The sequence below is a fragment of the Frankia sp. Hr75.2 genome, from assembly GCF_949319125.1.
Classification (GTDB): Bacteria; Actinomycetota; Actinomycetes; order Frankiales; family Frankiaceae; genus Parafrankia; species Parafrankia soli.
In genome coordinates this window covers 94402-112158 of record NZ_CASGGV010000088.1, presented here as the reverse complement: position 1 = coordinate 112158, position 17757 = coordinate 94402, and the positions used below count along the sequence as shown (strand labels likewise).

16 protein-coding genes and 1 pseudogene are annotated in these 17757 nt (G+C 72.1%); 9 read left to right on the top strand and 8 right to left on the bottom strand.

Annotation, left to right across the window (positions count from 1 at the left end):
• The 6 genes and pseudogenes from AC559T_RS08715 to AC559T_RS08690 form a co-directional block, all read right to left on the bottom strand.
• On the bottom strand, positions 1–793 hold a 793-nt coding region (locus tag AC559T_RS08715; RefSeq protein WP_498868382.1), incomplete at its 3' end, for an SDR family NAD(P)-dependent oxidoreductase.
• An 89-nt stretch (positions 794–882) separates the two neighbouring features.
• The gene (locus AC559T_RS08710; protein ID WP_498868381.1) at positions 883–2073 is read right to left on the bottom strand and encodes an acyl-CoA dehydrogenase family protein; all 1191 of its coding nucleotides are present in this window, start codon (positions 2071–2073) and stop codon (positions 883–885) included.
• Positions 2074–2185: 112 nt separating this feature from the next.
• Positions 2186–3658 carry a class I adenylate-forming enzyme family protein gene (locus AC559T_RS08705; RefSeq protein ID WP_498868380.1) on the bottom strand — a complete coding sequence of 491 codons (1473 nt, stop codon included), beginning with the start codon at positions 3656–3658 and terminating at the stop codon, positions 2186–2188.
• Positions 3659–3669: 11 nt separating this feature from the next.
• Positions 3670–4473 (bottom strand): enoyl-CoA hydratase/isomerase family protein, encoded by an 804-nt coding sequence (locus AC559T_RS08700; protein WP_112107692.1) that lies wholly within the window; start codon positions 4471–4473, stop codon positions 3670–3672.
• A gap of 55 nt (positions 4474–4528) precedes the next feature.
• Positions 4529–5557, bottom strand: a complete 1029-nt coding sequence (locus AC559T_RS08695) for an acyl-CoA dehydrogenase family protein (RefSeq protein WP_498868379.1) — start codon at positions 5555–5557, stop codon at positions 4529–4531.
• A gap of 45 nt (positions 5558–5602) precedes the next feature.
• Positions 5603–6764, bottom strand: a pseudogene (locus AC559T_RS08690) (amidohydrolase family protein).
• 300 nt (positions 6765–7064) lie between these two features.
• Between AC559T_RS08690 and AC559T_RS08685 the strand changes: the two are divergent.
• The 3 genes from AC559T_RS08685 to AC559T_RS08675 all read left to right on the top strand — a co-directional run bounded on the left by AC559T_RS08685 (position 7065) and on the right by AC559T_RS08675 (position 9907).
• Positions 7065–7901: an enoyl-CoA hydratase gene (locus AC559T_RS08685; protein ID WP_498868378.1), complete on the top strand. Its 837-nt coding sequence runs from the start codon at positions 7065–7067 to the stop codon at positions 7899–7901.
• 226 nt (positions 7902–8127) lie between these two features.
• Positions 8128–8877: a hypothetical protein gene (locus tag AC559T_RS08680; protein ID WP_498868377.1), complete on the top strand. Its 750-nt coding sequence runs from the start codon at positions 8128–8130 to the stop codon at positions 8875–8877.
• Positions 8878–9235: 358 nt separating this feature from the next.
• Complete coding sequence (locus AC559T_RS08675; RefSeq protein ID WP_498868376.1) at positions 9236–9907, top strand: alpha/beta fold hydrolase; 672 nt, start codon at positions 9236–9238, stop codon at positions 9905–9907.
• 26 nt (positions 9908–9933) lie between these two features.
• Here the strand turns inward: AC559T_RS08675 and AC559T_RS08670 are convergent, their stop codons facing one another.
• The gene (locus AC559T_RS08670; RefSeq protein WP_112105475.1) at positions 9934–10695 is read right to left on the bottom strand and encodes an SDR family NAD(P)-dependent oxidoreductase; all 762 of its coding nucleotides are present in this window, start codon (positions 10693–10695) and stop codon (positions 9934–9936) included.
• Positions 10696–10917: 222 nt separating this feature from the next.
• Between AC559T_RS08670 and AC559T_RS08665 the strand changes: the two genes are divergently transcribed.
• From AC559T_RS08665 to AC559T_RS08640, 6 genes are read left to right on the top strand one after another with little or no spacing between them, the layout of a single operon-like run.
• Complete coding sequence (locus AC559T_RS08665; RefSeq protein WP_071065687.1) at positions 10918–11757, top strand: enoyl-CoA hydratase/isomerase family protein; 840 nt, start codon at positions 10918–10920, stop codon at positions 11755–11757.
• A complete protein-coding gene (locus AC559T_RS08660) occupies positions 11754–12434 on the top strand; it encodes a hypothetical protein (protein ID WP_498868375.1) in 681 nt (226 codons plus the stop codon). The genes AC559T_RS08665 and AC559T_RS08660 overlap by 4 nt, the downstream gene beginning before the upstream one ends.
• A complete protein-coding gene (locus AC559T_RS08655; protein ID WP_498868374.1) occupies positions 12431–14095 on the top strand; it encodes a class I adenylate-forming enzyme family protein in 1665 nt (554 codons plus the stop codon). The genes AC559T_RS08660 and AC559T_RS08655 overlap by 4 nt, the downstream gene beginning before the upstream one ends.
• Positions 14082–15848 (top strand): class I adenylate-forming enzyme family protein, encoded by a 1767-nt coding sequence (locus AC559T_RS08650; protein WP_498868373.1) that lies wholly within the window; start codon positions 14082–14084, stop codon positions 15846–15848. Before AC559T_RS08655 ends, AC559T_RS08650 begins: the two co-directional genes overlap by 14 nt.
• The gene (locus tag AC559T_RS08645) at positions 15845–16675 is read left to right on the top strand and encodes an amidohydrolase family protein (protein ID WP_200835214.1); all 831 of its coding nucleotides are present in this window, start codon (positions 15845–15847) and stop codon (positions 16673–16675) included. Before AC559T_RS08650 ends, AC559T_RS08645 begins: the two co-directional genes overlap by 4 nt.
• A 13-nt stretch (positions 16676–16688) precedes the next feature.
• Positions 16689–17069, top strand: a complete 381-nt coding sequence (locus tag AC559T_RS08640) for a hypothetical protein (protein WP_498868372.1) — start codon at positions 16689–16691, stop codon at positions 17067–17069.
• A 32-nt stretch (positions 17070–17101) separates the two neighbouring features.
• Here the strand turns inward: AC559T_RS08640 and AC559T_RS08635 are convergent, their stop codons facing one another.
• Positions 17102–17404, bottom strand: coding sequence for a DUF1905 domain-containing protein (locus tag AC559T_RS08635; protein ID WP_071065695.1), 303 nt, complete (start codon positions 17402–17404; stop codon positions 17102–17104).
• Positions 17405–17757: the final 353 nt, after the last annotated feature.

Below are 17757 nucleotides of genomic sequence, written 5' to 3'. Positions count from 1 at the left end.
AGAACTGGGTGCCGCCGTCGATGTTGATGACCGCGCCGGTCAGGTACCCCGCGCGGGGCGACAGGAGGAAGGCGAACAGGTCGCCGACCTCACCCGGCGTGCCCGGCCGGCGCAGGGCGACGTCCATGCGCCACTCGTCGACCATGACCTGCTCCAGGAGGCCGGCCGGCGGGACGCCGCGCTCCCGGGCGAGCGCCCCGCGCAGGGCCGCGAGCGACCCGGTCTCGATGGCACCGGGGCAGACGCAGTTCGCCCGCACCCCCGAGCCGCCGTACGCCCTGGCGACGGTCTTGGTGAACGCGGCCACCCCGCTCTTCAGCGTGACGTACGGCAGCCGGTCGGGATGATAGGCGCGCATTCCGTACGCCGCCGTGGTGACCACCGTGCCCCCGCCGCCGGCGACCAGGTGCGGGACGGCCGCCCTGACGGTGCGGACCGTCCCCATCAGCACGTCGTCGACGGCGTCCGCCCACACCGCGTCCGAGGCAGCGTCGAGGCTGGCGTGCGCTGCGGTCGACGTGCCGGTGGTCACCGCGACACCGGCCAGCTCGCCGAGCGTCCCGACCACCTCGCTCACGATCCGTTCCGCCTCACCGGGGCGGCTGACGTCGCCGACGACCGCCGTCGCGTTCCGCCGGCCCAGCAGCCCCACGGCCGCCCGCGCCCGGCCGGGGTTCCGCCCCACGAGTGCCACGCGCGCGCCGTCGGCGACCAGCACCTGCGCGACGGCGAGACCCATGCCCGCCGTCCCGCCGACGACGAGGAAACCACGATCACGTATACCGAGGTCCATCTCAACCCTCTCCGTTGCGGGCGGGGGCCGAGGCCGCCGCCGGTGGAGGAACGACTGGTCGCTTTCCCGTTCTGCGCCCGGACCCGGCGTCAGGCCACGCGGGGCATCCCGAGGACGCGTTCGGCGATGAGGTTGCGCTGGATCTGCGAGGTGCCGGCCGCGATCGTGTACTGCAGTGACCAGAGGTAGGCCCGGGCGATCTCGGCGCCGTCGAGGCCGTGGCCCCGCACGCCGCCCGTCGCCGCGCGGCCGAGAACGCGCACCGCGAGCTCGCTCAGCTCCTGGCTGAGCTCGCTGAACCGCAGCTTGACGGCGGAGCCGGTGGGTGCGGGCAGTCCGGTGGCCTCGGCCTCGGTGATGTCGCGCTGGGTCATCCGCCACAGCCCGTCGACGTGTGCATCCAGGCGGCCGACATGCCCGCGCAGCGCCGGGTCGTCCCAGGCGGTGCCGCCGCCCGGCGCGGGCACCAGCCGGGCCGCCCTGACCAGGTCCCGGAGCTGGGAGCGCAGGGTGATGATGTGCTGGGCGAAGGCGGTGCCACGCTCGAAGCGCAGGGTCACGTTCGTGACCCGCCAGCCGTCGTTCTCCGCGCCGACGAGGTTGGCGACGGGCACCCGGACGTTGGTGAGGAACACCTCGCAGAAGTGGCTCTCGCCGTCGATGGTGCGCATCGGGCGGACCTCGACGCCGGGGGAGTGCATGTCGAGGATGAGCCAGCTGATGCCGCGGTGTTTGCGGGCGTCGGGGTCGGTGCGGACCAGCAGCTCGCCGTAGTCGGCGACGTGCGCCCGGGTACTCCAGATCTTCTGGCCGTTGACGATGTACTCGTCGCCCTCGCGCACCGCGCTGGTGCGCAGGGAGGCGAGGTCGGAGCCGGCCTGTGGCTCGGAGAAGCCCTGGCACCAGACGTGTTCGCCGCGCAGGATGCGCGGCAGGTGGTAGGCCCGCTGCTCGTCGGTGCCCTCGGCGATCAGCGTGGGGCCGGCGTGCATCATCCCGACGAAGTTGACGCTGATGTAGGGGGCGCCTGCGCGGGCGTATTCCTCCAGGTAGACGAGCTGCTGGGTGACGGGCAGGCCGCGGCCGCCGAACTGGCTGGGCCAGTGCAGGCCGGCGTATCCCGCGTCGTACAGCCTGCGCTGCCAGGCGGTGTCGTAGGCGCGTCGCGCCGGCCAGTCCCCGGGGGGTGGGGGCGGGCCGTGCGCGGGCACCTCCGCCTGGAGCCAGGCGCGGAGCTCGGCGCGGAACGCCTCGTCCTGCTCGCTGTAGGTCAGGTCCATACCGCGCTCCTCCGGTTGTTCGTGGGCCGCTGGCTGTTCGTGCGTCTCCGGCTGTTCGGGGGCGCCGGCCCCTCGGCCGGTTGAGGGCTGAGGGCTGCGGGGTGCGGGGTGCTCAGGGCTGCTGGGTGAACAGCTCGCGCACGGCGGCCAGGTCGACCTTGCCCGAGGGCGTCCGGGGAAGAGCCTCGACGACTCGCAGCTGGGCCGGCAGCTCGTAGCGGGCCAGGACGCCTGCCGCCGCCGCCAGGAGGGCCTCGGCGGTCACCGTGACCCCGGGGCGCGGCTCGACGGCCGCCACCGGAACGGCACCCAGCCGGGCATCGGGACGGCCGACGACGGCGGCGCCGCGCACCCGCGGGTCGCGTTCCAGGGCGACGCGCACCTCGTCGGGCAGGATCTTGAACCCCCCGCGGATGATCGCCTGGTCGGCGCGGCCGAGGATCCACAGGAAGCCGTCGGCGTCGATCCGGGCGAGGTCGGTGGTCCGGGTCCAGCCGCTGTCGGCACCGAGCTGCGCCGCCCGGACCTCCAGCAGCCCCGGTTCGTCCGGTCCGCGGGGTGCGCCGGTGTCCGGGTCGACCACGCGCAGCGCGCAGCCGGCGTGGGCGCGCCCGACACTGCCGCGCTTCGCCGCCCAGTACCGCTCGTGGTCGGCGAGGTTCCAGCCGGCGACGCCGCCGCCGAACTCGGTCGCCGCGTACGAGGTCAGCACCGGCACCCCGAACCTCGCCTGGAAGGCGTCGGCGTCCTCGGGCGACAGCGGCGCGGTACCAGAGATCACCGACCGCACGCCGGACAGGTCGGTGGGATCGAGGTCGGCGTCGAGGACCATCCGCAACGCGGCCGGGACCAGGCTGACGGTGGAGGGTCGATGCCGGCGCACGGCGTCCGCCCACTCCTCGACGCGGAAGCGTTCGAGCAGGCAGAAGGAGCGGCCGTCGTTGACGCACTGCAGGATCCGGAACAGCCCGCCCAGGTGCACCAGCGGCGCGTTCACGACGACCACGCCACGGCGCAGCCGAAGGCCGGCGTCGGGACTGCGTTCGTAGTGCTTGGCCCCGGCGAGCACCCGCCGGAAGGTCTCGTAGGTCAGCGGAACCCGCTTGGGCGGGCCGGTCGTCCCGCTGGTCAGCATCTCGACCGCCACCTCGGGACGCAGCTCGCCGTCGTCCGGCGCCGGCCTGTCGCCGGTGACCTCCACGGAGCCGAGCGCGTCGCTGCCGAACCAGCGCACCCGCGGCGCGAAGGCGGCCAGGTCGGCCAGGTCGGCCTGGCCGCCGGCGACGGTCGTGACGGTGAGCGAGCCGAGGTCGGCCCGGACCCGCTCTACTCCTCGTCCGGGGTTGACGGCGACCACGCAGGCGCCGGCCCGGAGCAGACCGAGGAGCAGGCCGAGCTGCGGTGGCCGGTTGCGCAGCAGCAGGGCGACGCGCTCGCCCGGCCGCACGTGCGGCGCGACCGCGTCGGCCGACGCGGCCAGCTTGCCCCAGGTGTGCCAGTGGCGCTCGAACTCGACGGCGGGCGCCGACGGGTCGAGAGCGAGCACCCTCCCGATGCGCTCGCTGAGCGCGGGAAGCTCGGCCATTCCAGAGAATGTCACCGGCACTTCCAATCCGGCTGGCGTTTCTCCATGAAGGCGCGGGGGCCCTCCTTGGCGTCCTCGGTGCGGACCACCCGCTCCCGGAACGTCTCGGCCATGACCTCGGCCTCGTACAGGGGGAGGTCGCGGCCCCGGCGGATGGCGAGCCGGGTGCCGCGCACGGCCAGCGGCGCGTTGCGGTTGACGGTGCGGGCGATCTCCCGGGCCCGCTCGAGCAGCCGGTCGTGCTCGACGACCTCGGAGACCAGCCCCAGGTCGTAGGCGCGCTGCGCGCTCATCCGCTCGTGCCGGCCCATCAGCGCCATCCGCATGGCGATGTTGGTCGGCAGGGCGCGGGCCAGCCGTACCACCTCCCGGCCGGAGACCAGGCCGATGCTGACATGGGGGTCGAAGAACTCGGCCCGGTCGGAGGCGATGACGATGTCGCCGGTGGTGACGAGGTCGAGCCCGGCGCCGCAGCACAGGCCGTTCACGGCGGTGAGGATCGGCTTGGTCATCGTCCGGAACGGCGGCGTGCCCTCCTGGGGCGCCTCCCACTGCGGGAACGTCGACAGGTAGGGCTCGTCGTAGACGACCCGCCCGTCGTCGGGGATCTCGGTGACGTCGGCGCCGGCGCAGAACGCCCGGCCGTTCCCGGTGACGAGCAGGATCCAGACCTCGTCGTCGGCCTCGGCGTCGGCGTACGCCTGCCGCAGCTCCTTGACCATCGCCGGGCTCAGCGCGTTGAGCGCCTCGGGCCGGTCGAAGGTGATCGTGGCCACCCGTTCCTCGACCTGGTACTGGATCGTGTCGAATCCCATGCGAACAGCCTTTCGCTCTACCGGCGGGCGGACCGGGTCGGTGTCTGCGCCCCGGTCACGGGGCGGTGACTTCGTCCCCGACCGCGGCACCGAGCCGGGCGGCGTGCCAGGACGCGGTGCCGAATCCGTTCTCGAGGACCCAGGCCCGCTTCAGGAAGTAGTGCGGGAGCATGTCCCAGGTGAAGCCCATGCCGCCGAGGACCTGCACGGCCGCGCGGCCGTTGGCGATGCCCGCCTCGCCGGCGAGCAGCTTCGCCGTGTTCGCGGCGCGGTCCGGGTCACCGGCGCGCGGGTCGGCCGCGATCGCGGCGGCGGCGTAGGTCGCCGTCCGCGCCAGCTCCACCCGCACGTACATGTCGGCGAGCAGGTGCTTGACGGCCTGGAACGAGCCGATGGGAACTCCGAACTGCACCCGCTCGAGCGCGTAGCCGCGGGCGGTCTCGAGCGCGCCCTGGGCGACGCCGACCAGCAGCGCGGCGCTGAGGATCTCTCCCGACCGCTGCAGGCGCCGCGCGTCCGCCGCTGTGCCGACCACCTGGCCCGCGGGGATGTGGGGGAACACGGCGACGGGCGTCAGCGGGTCGAGTGGCGTGCCGCCCACGGGCGGTGGCAGGCCGGCGCGCGGGCACACCTCCACCCGGTCGTCGCGCAGCAACAGGAGCACGTCGCACTCGTCGGCGTGCTCGACGACCAGCGAGCCGTTCGTCCCGTCGGCCGGCTCGGCGTTCACCGGCCCGGCGTTCGCCAGGTCGGTGCCGGTCAGCTCGACGCCGGCGACCCGGACCCTTCCGTCGGCGGCGCCGGGGACGAACGGCGCGGCGAGGGTCGACCACAGCACCGGCCCGCCGGCGAGATGCTCGCCGAACTGCTCGAACGCGATGGCGGCCTCGATGATGCCGATCCCGGAACCGGCCTCGTCGACGAGGACGCCCAGCACACCGAGCTCGGCGAGAGCCGCCCACAGTCCAGGGTCGGTGGGCTTGCCGTCGCGGGCCGTGATGTCGGCGAGACCGAACCGGTCCGCGCAGAACGCCCGGACGGCATCGCGCATCGCCAGCTGGTCCTCGTCGAGGCAGAACTGCATGGGACGTCATCACCTACCGTCAGTCGCTTGAAAGACATCCTGGTACTACAGCGGGTCGCCGGTGGGGGCCGGCCGGGGGAGGCCGAGGAGCTCGAACATGTTGGTCGACATGACCCGTTCGATGTCGGCCGGGGCGAGACCCGTGAGCTGTCCGGTGAAGGAGAGGGGCTCGGCGAGGCCTTCGGGGTGGGGATAGTCGGAGCCGAAGCAGACGCGGTCGGAGCCCATGAGGGAGATGAGGCCCTCGAGGGAGTCCTCCCAGAACGGGTTGATCCAGATGTTGCGGCGCAGGAGTTCGAGGGGGTGGGTGGGGAACTCCCCGGGCATTTTCTTCCGGGCGAGCTCGAGATTGCGGGCGAGGATGCCGACCCAGCTGCCGCCGTTCTCGACGCTGATGAGCCGTACGCGGGGGAAGCGGTCGAGCATGCCGTGGCAGATGGCAGATGGCAGATGGCAGATGGCAGATGGCGGAGGCGAGGGTGTCCTGGATGGTGCGGCCGCCGTCGGCGACGTGGGCGAACGTCCTGGGGCGGAAGGCGACGTATTCTCCGCTGCTGCCCTCCCAGGTGTTGAGGTACTCCTGGTAGCCGCTGTCGGAGGCGTGCAGGGCGACGAGGACGCCGGCCTCCTGGACGCGGGCCCAGAAGGGGTCGAACTCGGGGAGGAACGGGGAACACGGGCCGCGTAGGCCGGCTACGGGGGCTGGGCGCACGAGGATGGCACGGGCGCCACGTCGCAGGACCCGGTCGAGTTCGGCGATGCCCGCGTCGACGTCGCAGGGCGAGACGATCGGCGTGGTGAGGATGCGGTCGGCGTAGTTGTAGGTCCAGTCGTCGTGGAGCCAGTCGTTGAAGGCGCGGATGGCGACCTGAGTCAGCGTCGGGTCGTCGCGCAGGCGTTCCTCGACGAGGCTGGCGAGGGTCGGGAACAGCAGGCAGGCGTGCACGCCCTGTTCGTCGAGCACCTCCAGGCGGGCCTTCGGCTCCCGGAAGGCGGGGATGCTGCGCATCGGCGTCCCGGTGAGCTCCCGCAGCGACTTCCCCTCCGGGTTGTCGCCTGAGTAGAAGGCCATCTTCTTCCGGCCGTTCAGCTCGACGAAGCGGAACAGGTCTCTGTGCCGCGCCGGCAGGTGCCGGGTGAACGCGTCCTCCGTCTCGTAGAGGTGGTGATCGGCGTCGAACACCGGGAAGTCGAGGGTCGTGGCCATGATCTCAGTCGGTCACTCTCTGTGGGGGGCCGATGGCAGCATGTGCTGGGCAAAATATCTAGATGTTGAAAGTAAGGGCGGGTAGTCGGGCGACGCAACCCCGGACGCCTCGCGCCAGGGAACTTCGCCGGTCGTCTGGCGACTCCGCGCGGAGTGCTGGCGGCTCCGCGCGAAGCGGCAGCGCCGCTGGCTTCGCCGCGACTGCCCGCTTAACATCTATATATCTTGGGTCCGGGCGGGTGCGGACCTGGGACGGCCAGGGCCACCGGTCCGGCCCGGAACTGTGCGAGGAGAGCGATCGTGAGCGAGAGCTTCATCGAGTACGAGGCGGCCGAGCGGATCGCGACGATCACGCTCAACCGGCCGCAGGCGGCGAACGCGCAGACGCTCGAGCTGCTCGACGAACTCGACGAGGCCTGGCGGCGGGCGGCCGCGGACCCGGACGTCCGAGCGATCATCTTGCAGGCCAACGGCAGGCACTTCTCCGCCGGGCACGACATCAAGGGCGTCGGTGCCAGCGGCGACGTCGGCGGGACCGGGGACGGGAATGAGAACGGCCAGCAGCCGAGCTGGACACTTGCCGGGATCTACGAGATCGAGGCGAAACGGTTCCTCGAGTACTCACTGCGCTGGCGCAACGTGCCGAAGCCGTCGATCGCCGCGGTGCAGGGCGTGTGCATCTCGGGTGGCCTGCTGCTGTGCTGGCCGTGCGATCTGATCCTCGCGGCGGACAACGCGACCTTCTCGGACCCGGTGGTCAACATGGGTATCGGCGGGGTGGAGTACCACGGCCACACCTGGGAGTTGGGTGCCCGCAAGGCCAAGCAACTGCTGTTCACCGGCCGGAAGATGGACGCCTACGAGGCCGAGCGGGTCGGGATGGTCAACCGGGTGGTGCCGCTCGACGAGCTGCGCCCGGCAACCCGGGAGCTGGCCGAGCAGATCGCCCAGATGCACCCGTTCGCGCTGCGACAGGCGAAGCGGGCGGTCAACCAGACCCTCGACGTGCAGGGCTTCTACGCGGCCGTCCAGTCCGTGTTCGACATCCACCAGACCGGTCACGGCCATGCGCTCAGCGCGTCCGGGCTGCCGTTTCTCCTGCTCCTGGACGGTATGAAGGCCCGGATCGGCAAATAGTCGATCATCGTCCGCGGTCCTGGAACATTTCTTGAACGAGGACGAAGCGTCGTGGCTGGTGGAGACGGGCGGACGGCGAGCTGTTCGTCGCCCCCTTCGTCGTCGCCGCCACCGGCATCCTCTCGGCGCCGCTCGACCCCGGTATCCCGGGGCTCGACACCTTCGGCGGCACCGTGCTGTTCAGCACCGGTACCCGCGGGAGGGCTTCGACTTCACCGGGAAGCGGGTGGCCGTCGTCGGCACCGGCTCGACCGGTGTGCAGGCCATCCCGGTGGTCGCCGAGCAGGCCGCCCACCTGTACGTGTTCCAGCGGTCGGCCGCCTACACGCTGCCCTCGCCCGCGCGCGCCTACGAGCCGGGTGAGTTCGAGGGCCTCAGGGCCCGGTACGACGAGATCCGGGCGGCGCAGCGGGCGGCGCACGTGGGGGCCGCCCGGACCAGCGCGTTCTCGGTGCTGGTCGACATGGCGGGCTTCCCGGCCCTGCGGACGGCGTCGCGCGAGGAGCAGCCGCGCGCCGTCGAGGAACGCGGCGTCCTCGGCGCGCTCTACCGGAGCGACGTCCTCGTGGACTCCGAGGCCGGCCGGCTGGCGACGGCGCTGTACGGCGAGGCGGTCGCGCGCATCGTGCGGGACCCGCGGACCGCGGCGTCGCTGGTGCCGACGTACCCGTTCGGCTGCAAGCGCCGATCATCGACGTGGGCTACTACGAGACGTTCAACCGCGACAACGTCACGCTGGTCGACCTCCGCGCCGGCCCGGTCCAGGAGATCACCTCCTCCGGCATCCGCACCGGGCAGGGCTCCTACGACGTCGACGTCATCCTGTTCGCGACCGGTTTCGACGCGCTCACCGGCGCGCTGTCGCGTATCGACGTCCGCGGCCGGGGCGGTGCGCTGCTGCGCGAGCTCTGGAGGGACGAGGGCCCCGTCTCCTACCTCGGCCTGCAGGTGGCCGGGTTCCCGAACCTGTTCATGATCCAGGGGCCGGGCAGCCCGTCGGCCGCCTCGAACTTCCTCGCAGCCATGGAACACCATGCCGAATGGATCGCCGACTGCGTCGCGCACCTGCGTGACGGCGGCGGCCGCACGATCGAGGCGCTGCCCTCGGCGCAGGCCGAGTGGATCGACGAGGTCCTCTCGTTCGTCACCGGCAGCGTGCTGGTCCACCCGGACTGCAACTCCTGGTGGAACGGCGCCAACGTGCCTGGCAAGAAGCGCATGTACACCACGTACGTGGGCGGTCTTCCGAGTACCGGCGGCGCTGTGACGAGATCGCGGCCGGCGGCGGCACCGGCGTCAGGTACACCGGCTTCAAGCTCTCCTAGGGGGATCCGGTGCCCTTCGTCGAGCTCGGCGACGTCCGGCTGTTCTACACCGACGAGGGGAGCGGCGACCGACCGCTGCTGCTCGTCCACGGCTACACGACGGCGCAGTTCGCCGCCGACCTGGCCGGGCTGCTCGACCACCTGGAGATCGAACGGGTCGTCGGGGTCGGGCACTCGATGGGAGGCAACGTGGTCAGCGCCCTGGCCGTCGAGTACCCGGACCGGGTCGCCGCCGTCGTCGCCGTCGATCCCGCCTACCTGCTCCCGGACGAGACGGCCGGCGCGATCGGGCCGATGCTCGACCTGCTCGTCGACACCGACCCGGTGCCGTTCGTCCAGCAGCTGGTGGGCGGCATGGACTCGCCGGCGCGGCTGCCGGCCCTGCGGACCTGGCAGGTGCGCCGGATCGCCGGGATGGCCGGCCACGTGCTGCGGCAGTCGCTGGAGGCGCAGGCGACCGGGATGGCCCTGCACTCGCGCAGCGAGCCGTATCTGCGCCGGCGGCGCTGCCCGGTGCTGACCTTCTACGCCGACCCGGCGCGGGCCGCGGTCGAGCGGGCCGTCTTCACCGACCCCCGATCACGCGTGGTGACCTGGGAGGGTGCCGGCCACTGGCTGCACCAGGAACGCCCGGCCGAGTTCAACACGCTTGTCGCCGACTGGCTCGCGTCGATCGCCTAAGAGTACGTAGCGGACCATGCCCTGACCTACTTCGGGGCGAAGCGCTGGCCGCCGTCGAGGCGGATGGTGGAGCCGTTGAGCATGGGATTCTCGATGATGCCCAGGGCGAGGCGCGCGTACTCCTCGGGCCGCCCCATCCGCTTGGGGAACGCGGCGTCCTTGGTGAGGACCTTCTCGTACTCCTCCGGGATGCCCCGGGTCAGGCCGGTCTGGAACAGACTCGGTGCGATGGCGTTCACCCGGATCCCGAGAGAACCGAGCTCACGGGCCATCGTCAGGCTCATCGCGGCCACCCCGCCCTTCGCCGCGGTGTAGGCGATCTGTCCGATCTGCCCCTCGAACGCGGCGATCGACGCGGTGTTGATGATCACGCCTCGTTCGCCGTCGGCGTTCGGCGCGTTGCGGCTCATGTGCCACGCGGCGAGGCGGGCCACGTTGAACGTGCCCGTCAGGTTGAGATCGATGATGCCCTGGAACGTCTCTATCGACAGCGGGCCGTCCTTGCTCAGCGTGCGCCCGGGAGTCGCCCCGCCGGCGGTGTTCACGACGACGTCGATCCCCTCCAGCGCGGCCACCGCGGTCTCGATGACGCCTTCCATCCCCGCGAAGTCGGTGACGTCACAGGCGTGGAAACTGCCCTTGAGACCTTCGGCCACCGCCGCGCCGTCGCTGCTGTCCCGGTCCAGGATCGCCACCCGCCCACCGCGAGTCGCGATCAGCTCGGCCGTCGCCCTGGCCATCCCGGACGCGCCGCCCACGACGACCGCCCGCAACCCCTTCAGTTCCACGCTGTCCCTCTCCTGCGCGTCGGGAATGATCCGACCGCAGCCTAACCTAAATCTCTATATATATGCCACGGGTTGCCGACGCAGTCACACGCCCGAGGTCCTCGCCCACCGGCACACCCTCTCGTTGATCGGACGCGCGAGGTTATGCTATATCTCTATATATTTTGAGGATTGCGAGCTACCATCGCCGCGATACACCGACAAGGCGGAGTGGCGGGACACATGACGTCGACCTACTCGACCATCCGGTACGAGACGGGGCCCGACCGGGTCGCGACGATCACCCTGGACCGGCCCGAGGCGCTGAACGCCTTCGACCGGCGGATGTGCGGGGAGATCCGCGACGTCTGGCAACGGGTGAAACTGAACCCGGAGGTGCATGCGGTGGTGCTGCGGGCGGCCGGGGACCGGGCGTTCTGCGCCGGGCTGGACGTGAAGAAGCCGTTCGGCCAGCCCGAGGACGTGTGGAACCACGAGGACCCGGGCGAGCTGCTCAGCCCGAAGTGGCAGAAGTGCTGGAAGCCCGTGGTGTGCGCGGTTCAGGGCATCTGCACCGCTGGTGCGTTCTACTTCCTGAACGAGGCCGATGTGGTGATCTGCTCGTCGGACGCCACGTTCTTCGACTCGCATGTCACCTACGGTCGGGTGTGCGCGGTGGAACCGATCGGGCTGATGCGGAAGATCGGGCTGGGGGAGACGCTGCGGATCGCGTTGTCGGGCAACGACGAGCGGGTCTCGGCCCAGACCGCGCTGCGCATCGGCCTGGTGACCGAGGTCGTGGACCGCGCGCGGCTCTGGGAGCGTGCCCACGAGATCGCGGCGGGGATCGCGCGCAAGCCGTCGGCCGCCACGCAGGGAACCGTGCGCGCCATCTGGGAGTCGCTGGACCGGCCGTACCGCGCGGCGATGGAGCAGTCGCTGATCTACACCCGGCTCGGCAACCCGATCGGGATGGCCGAGGCGGAGGCGGATGCCAAGGAGTCGCCCGCGGGTGGCACGGGCGGGACGGGCGGGACGCCGGACGGGAACCCGACGGCCGGGCGGCCGTGGAGGTTGCGGTGACCGACCTGACCCCGGCCCCGGCCCCGCCCTCGCCCTGGACGTTCGGCGTTGAGCCGCTCCCGGAGACCGTCGAGGCGGCGGAGCGGTTACGGCAGGTCATCGGTCTACTGCTCGCGCTCGAGTATCCCGACCCGGCGGTGGACGCCCTGCTCGCCGCCCTCGACGTGGCGCAGCGGCTGCTGGGCCGGCGCGTCCCGGCCGACCCGGCGCCCCGCGTCGGCCCGGCGGCGGACGGCGACGGCCGCGTCTACCTGGACCACTCCCGCCACATCGGCGCGTTCAATCCCTGCTTCCCCGGTTACGGGATCGCCGTCGACGGCGACCGTGCCGAGGGCACGGTCAACTTCCCGATCGCCTACGAGGGCCCGCCGGGCCTGGTCCACGGCGGTTTCCTCGCGCTGTTCTTCGACGCGGTGATCCAGCACCACAACTGCGACCTCGGCCTGGCCGGGAAGACGGCGGGGCTCGCGCTGCGCTACCGGCGGCCCGTCCCGCTGCGCACCGATCTGCGCTTCGTGCTGGCCCGGTCGGCCGACGGGCCGCGGATCAGGACCACCGGCCGGCTGCTGGCCGGTGACCCCGCCGGTGACGTCGTGCTGTGCGAGGCGGAGCTGGACGCGGTCAAGGGCGACCGGGCCCGGCAGCCGGACGTCTCACCGCGGAGGGCGCAGTCATGATCGCCACGACCGTCGACGCCGGGGACGGGACGCCGCTGACCGTCCCGGCACTGCTGCGCCGGCAGGCCGACCGGTACGGCCCGCGGGTCCTGCTCGCCTGCGACGAGGACGTGCTCACCTACGCCGACGCCGACCGGCGGTCAAGGGCGCTCGCCCGCGGCCTGCTGGCGGTGGGTGCCGGCCCCGGCACGCACATCGGGCTCCTGCACCCGAACGGGAGCGAGTTCGTCGTCGGCTGGCTCGCCGTCGCGCGGATCGGCGCGGTGAGCGTGCCGCTGAGCACCTTCTCCACCGGCGCCGAGCTGCGGACCCTGCTGCGCAACGCCGACGTCGGGGTGCTGCTGAGCGCGCGTTCCCACCGCTCCCACGACTACGTCGCGGCGCTGCGGGACGCCGTCCCCGAGTTCGGTGAGGCCGCGGCACCACCCCTGCTCGCCCCGTCCATGCCGGTGCTTCGGCACGTCTTCGTCGGCTCGACGGCGGATGCCGAGCCCGGGATGGCAACCGACGGCGGGGGCGGTGCCGGTCCCGCCTGGGAGGTGCACGCCCTGCTGACCCGGGGCACCGAGGTGGGCGAGGACGTCGCCCGCGCGGCCGAGGACGCGGTGCACGCGAGTGACCGGCTCGTGATCGTGCATACGTCGGGGTCGACGAGTGTGCCGAAGGGTGTGATCCACACCCATGGCGCGCTGATCCGCCACCTCGCGAACCTGAACGAGATCCGCCGCTACACCGCCGACGACGTGCTGTTCTCGAACTCGCCGTTCTTCTGGATCGGGGGGTTCGCCTACGCGCTGCTCGGCACGCTGCTCGCCGGCGGCCGGCTGGTGTGCTCCAACGCGCCGAGCGCCGCCGGTGTGCTCGACGTGCTCGAGCGCGAGCGCCCGACGATGGTCAACGGCTACGCGCAGTCGGTGGCGCGCCTGCCCGCCGACCCGACGTTCGCCCGCCGTGACCTCTCCTCGATCCGGCGCGGGAACCTGTACGCGCTCATGCCGAGCGACGTCCGGCCGGCCGACCCGCAGCTGCGCCACCAGATGCTCGGCATGACCGAGACCGGCAGTGTGTGCCTGGTCAGCGAGGACGAGGGCGACCAGCCCGAACACCGGCGCGGCTCGTTCGGACGTCCGGCGCCGGGTTTCGAGGCCCGGATCGTCGATCCCGAGGACGGGCGGGTGCTCGGCGCGGGCGAGGTGGGGGAGCTGTGGCTGCGGGGCCCGTTCCTGATGGAGGGCTACTACGGGCGGGAACGCCACGAGGCGTTCGACGCCGACGGCTGGTACCACTCCGGTGACCTGTTCGTCGTCGACGACGAGGGGTTCTTCTACTTCAAGGGCCGGGGTGGCGACGTCATCAAGACGGCCGGCGTCAACGTCTCGCCGCTCGAGGTCGAGGCCGCCATCCGGGACGTCGCCGCGCTGACCGCGCACGTCGTCGGCCTGCCGGACGCGGCCCGCGGCGAGATCGTCGCCGCGGCGGTCCGGGTGCCCCCCGGGCGGACCGTCGACCCCGACGGGCTGCGCCGCCGGCTGACCGAACGCCTCTCCGCGTACAAGGTCCCCCGGCGCATCGTGCCGATCGCCGACGACGAGGTGCCGACGATGTCCAGCGGCAAGATCGACATGACCGCGCTCAAGGAGCTGCTCCGTGCCGCCGGATGACTCCCTGCCCGACCCCGCGCTGTCTGAAGAGGCGGTGCTGCCCGAAGCGACGCCTGAGGAGGCGGTGCTGCCCCATGCGCCGGTGCTGCCGGGCCAGCTGACCATCCCGGCGCTGCTCGCGACCCGGCGGCGCCTCGACGGCGCGGTCCAGGCGTTCGTCAGCGACGACGAGGAGATCACCTTCGCCGAGCTCGACGACGCGAGCCGGACCCTGGCCGGGCGGCTGGTCGGCGCCGGCGTCACCAAAGGCAGCAGGGTCGGGCTGGTGATGCCGAACGGCATCGGGTGGGCGACCGCCGCGCTGGCGGTGATGCGCGTCGGTGCCGTGCTCGTCCCGCTGAGCACCCTGCTGCGGCCGCCGGAGCTGCTCGCCCAGCTTCGCGCCGCCGCCGTCACCCAGCTGGTCGTGGTGCCGCGGCTGCGCGGCCGCGACCACCTCGACGAACTGGCGTCGGCGGCGCCCGGGCTGACCGAGCATGCCCGGCGCGGCCGCCCGCACCCGGATCTCCCGTCACTGCGCTGGATCTGGACCTCGGACGAGTGGACCTCGGACGAGCTGCCCGCCGGCGCCGCACCGGCGCCGCTCGTCGAGGCGCTCGTCGAGGCGCTCGGCCGGGCCGTCCGCCCGGCCGACGACCTGGCCGTGCTGTTCACCTCGGGCAGCCGCGACACCCCGAAGGGGGTGCTCCACACCCATGGCAACGGGCTGCGGGCCGTCGCGTCCAGCCTGGACAGCCGCCGCATCGGGCGGGGCGAACGGCTCTACATCCCGATGCCGTTCTTCTGGACCGGTGGGTTCGGCGGCGGACTGCTCTCGGCGCTCGTCGCAGGCGCCACCCTGCTCACCGAGGCCGTGCCGGAACCGGCCCGCACGCTGCGGTTCCTGGAGCGCGAACGGGTGACGCTGTTCCGCGGCTGGCCCGACCAGGCAGCACGGCTCGCCGCGCATCCGGCGTTCGCCACCACCGACCTGTCGACGCTGCGGCCCGCGAGCCTCGGCGCGGTGCTGCCGCCGGCGGCGCGGCCGGGGCCGGGCGCCCGGGCGAACCTGTTCGGGATGACCGAGACCTTCGGGCCGTACTGCGGTTCCCGGCTCGACACCGACCTGCCCGCCGGCAAGCACGGCAGCTGTGGCCGGCCGTTCACCGGTGTCGAGGTGCGGATCGCCGACCCGGAGACCGGAACCGTCCTCCCGCCCGGTACCGAGGGCGAGATCCTGCTGCGTGGGCCGAACGTCATGCGCGGCATCGCCGGCCGGCACCGCGCGGACCTCTTCGACGCCGACGGGTTCTACCCCACCGCGGACCGCGGCCTGCTCGACGCCGACGGCTACCTCTGGTATCGAGGCCGCCTCGACGACATGTTCAAGGTCCGGGGCGCCACGGTCTACCCGATGGAGGTCGAGGCGGCGCTGCGTGCGCTGCCCGGCGTCACCGACGCCTACGTCACCGACGTCACTGCCGCCCAAGTCACGGACGTCTCCACCGGACCGGGAGCCGCGGGCGCCGCCGGCGCCGTGGGGGCGCGGGAGGTCGCGGCGGTGGTCGTCGCCAGCTCACTCGACGACCCGGACGAGCTGGCCGAGCAGGCCCGGGCCAACCTGAGCAGCTTCAAGATCCCGACCCGCTGGCTGATCGTCCGCGACCCCCACCGGGTGCCGCGGCTGGCCAGCGGAAAGGTCGACATCGACGCGCTCCGCCGCCTCCTCGTCGAGGAGGGCACCGCGGGTTCCCTGAAGGCGAGGTCAAGGTGAAGGCCATCGACTGCCTGGTCAACGTGGACATGGGGGACAGCGCGCCGCCCGACTGGATGATCCGGGTGAAGGAGGACTACTTCAAGGGCGGGGCGGACTTCCTGCGCAGCCCGGAGCTTCCCGAGCTGGTCGACGCGATGGACGCGGCCGGTGTCGAGCGGGCGATCCTGATCTCCAAGGCGGGGCGGAAGGACGACCGGGCGCGGCGCTACGCCGAGGAGCGTCCGGACCGTTTCGCGCTCGGGATCGGCGGTTTCAACCTGCTGCGTCCGATGAGCGCGCTGCGCGCGCTGGAGTCGTTCGTCCGGGACTACCCGGTCGTGTACGCCACGGTCGGGCCGAGCTTCTGGGGGGACGGGATGTACCCGCCCAGCGACGCGGTCTACTACCCGCTCTACACCAAGTGCTGCGAGCTCGACCTGCCGTTGTGCGTCAACACGGGTATCCCGGGGCCGCCGATCCCCGCGGAGCCGCAGAACCCGATACATCTCGACCGGGTCTGTATCCGGTTCCCGGAGCTGCGGCTGTGCATGATCCACGGGGCTGATCCGTGGTGGGACACCGCGATCCGAATGATGATCAAATATCGCAATCTGCGGCTGATGACGTCGGCGTGGTCTCCCAGGCGGCTGCCGGCGTCGCTGCTGCACTACCTGTCGACCCGGGGCCGCGACCGGATCATCTTCGCCTCGGACCACCCGGTCCTGTCCATGTCCCGGTGCACCGGAGAGGTCGCCAACCTCGACCTGACCGACGAGGTCCGCCAGGCCTGGCTCCACGACAACGCCCAGTCCTTCTTCTTCGCGGAGCGCAAGCCGGGCCGGTAGGGAGACCATCCCCATGACGACCGACCAGCTCACCGAGTTCGGCTTCGACCAGTTCTGGACCTGGGTCGGGCTCAGCCCGGTCACCGGCGCCCAGCTCAAGGACATGGCCGGGCCGCTGCGGGACAGCCGTCCGGGACCCGGCGGCATCCGGATCTGGTCGGTCCTCGCCACCGTCGGCGACCACATCGCGCCGGAACACCGGAGCGCCGGGCCGTGGGCCGGCTGGCCACCTACCTGCTCGGCTCCGGCGACATCCTGGTGCGGGTCAACGGCTGGGACCCGGCGGTGCTCGCCCGGTTCCGGGCCGACAAGCTCGTCCAGGGGTTCCGCGACGCGCGGGTGCATCCACTGGATCATGAATCCGGGGGCGCGTGGCGCATACCCGCATTCATGATCCGTCCAAGGTGCGGCCCCTGCCGGGGACGATCAAAGATCGATGAGTTCAACGGTCACGGCCGCGATGCCACCCGCGTCCAGGGCCTCAGCCTCGCGAACAGCGCGCTTGATGGGCAACGCATAGCTGCCACGCCCGCTGTCGGGAAAGATCGAGGTCGTCCACGTGCTGCCGCCGACCGTGACCCGCACCCGCAGCGACCCGAAGCCACGGCGCTGTCCGCCAGTCCGGTCGCGAATCTCTTCGGATGCCTCGGCGGGCAAGCTGACGAACGTCCAGCTGTCAGCGCGCCGGGTCTCCCAAATCCACAGCTCACCCTCGAAAACGACGACCACGAACTCAGCGTCGCACATGGGGCCGACAGTTCCTGGGGTGGGACGTCGCGATTTGGACGCTCGCCCCAGCCCGGCCCGCACTGGGCCCGGATCGACCGGCATAGCCGCCAGTGCCGTTCCTGCTACCCCGACGCCTCCACCCGGCATGGACCGCCCACGGTGGGTAGCGGACAGGGGTAGCGGCCGCTACCTCCCTGCCCCGGTGCCACTACCCGCTATATCGCCAGCGAGCGCAGTTCGGCAGCCGCCCGGACGCTCCGTGGTCCAGGTGCTCGACGGCGAGCACCGGCCGGCTGGCGGTGACCGACGACGGATGGTTGAGGCCCAGTCCTGTGGCGGTGACTTCGGCGCGT